The 1208-nt window shown below is 75.6% G+C and carries 1 protein-coding gene; it reads left to right on the forward strand.

Translation table 11 applies throughout. The features are described 5' to 3' along the window. A partial coding sequence (locus KN815_RS49150) for a class I adenylate-forming enzyme family protein (protein ID WP_216348210.1) occupies positions 1 to 1151 on the forward strand: 1151 nt, incomplete at its 5' end. Positions 1152 to 1208 lie beyond the last annotated feature (57 nt).

Below are 1208 nucleotides of genomic sequence, written 5' to 3' on the forward strand. Positions count from 1 at the left end.
CCCCGCGCGGACGGCCGGAGCACGGCCGGCAGCCCGGCGGCGGTGAGCCGCCGGCCGGCGCCTCGCCCGACGCGCCCTTCCTCATCCAGTACACCTCCGGCTCGACCGGGGAGCCCAAGGCGGCCGTCCACACCCAGCGCAACCTGGTCAACGGCGGGGACATCTACACCCGCGTCTACGGCATCACCGAGGACGACCGCATCCTGACCGCCGTCCCGCTGCCGCACTCCTTCGGCATGATCGCCGGGCTGGTCACCGCCCTGCGGGCCGGGGCACAGCTCGTCCTCCTCGGCCGCTTCACCCCCGCACGGCTCCTGGGCGCCCTGGCCGAGCACGCCTGCACGGTGCTGGTGGCCGCTCCCATGGCCTATGACCTGACGACGCGCACGGCCGCCGGCTCCCGCTTTCCGAGCCCGCCGCGCACCCTGCGGCTGTGCCTGTCCTCGGGTGCCGCCCTGCCACCCGCCGTGGCCCAGCGGGCCAGGGCGCGGCTGGGGCTGGACATCCAGCAGGTCTACGGCTGCACGGAGGCTGGAGTCATCGCCGCGCGACACCCCGGGGACGGCGCCGGTGCGGACCGTGGCGTGGGCCGGCCCGTGCCCGGCGTACGGGTCCGGATCGTCGACGACCGCGGACAGGACGTGCCTGAGGGCGAGGAGGGGGCGCTGCTGGTGCGGACGCCCGCGATGTTCACGCACTACCTCGGCCACCCCGAGGCCACCCGGCGGGCCCTTCACGACGGTTGGTACGCCACCGGTGACGTGGCCCGCCTCGGCACCCGGGGCCACCTGCACCTGGTCGGCCGCAAGGACTCCTTCATCAACGTGGGCGGCAAGAAGGTCAACCCCCTGGAGGTCGAACAGGTCCTGCTCGCCCATCCGTCGGTGGCCGAGGCGGTGGTATGGGGCGAGGAGACGGGCGAGACCGGCCAGCGCGTACGGGCCACCGTCGTCGCCCGCGCCCCCTTGCCCGCGACGGAACTGACCGCCCACTGCCGTGCCCGGCTCCTGCCCCACCAGGTGCCCACCGCGGTCGACTTCGTCCCCGTGCTGCCGAAGAACTCCATGGGCAAGATCAGACGCGCCGCGGTGAGCGGCCAGGCCCCCCACCAGGCCGCAGGGCCCGCACGGCCGTGGACGCCGTCCGGCTGACGGACCGGCGCCACGACGCCCGGCGATGCCGCGGCACCTGCCCGAGCCCGGCCGGGG

This window comes from Streptomyces niphimycinicus, assembly GCF_018883605.1.
GTDB classification, from domain to species: domain Bacteria; phylum Actinomycetota; class Actinomycetes; order Streptomycetales; family Streptomycetaceae; genus Streptomyces; species Streptomyces niphimycinicus.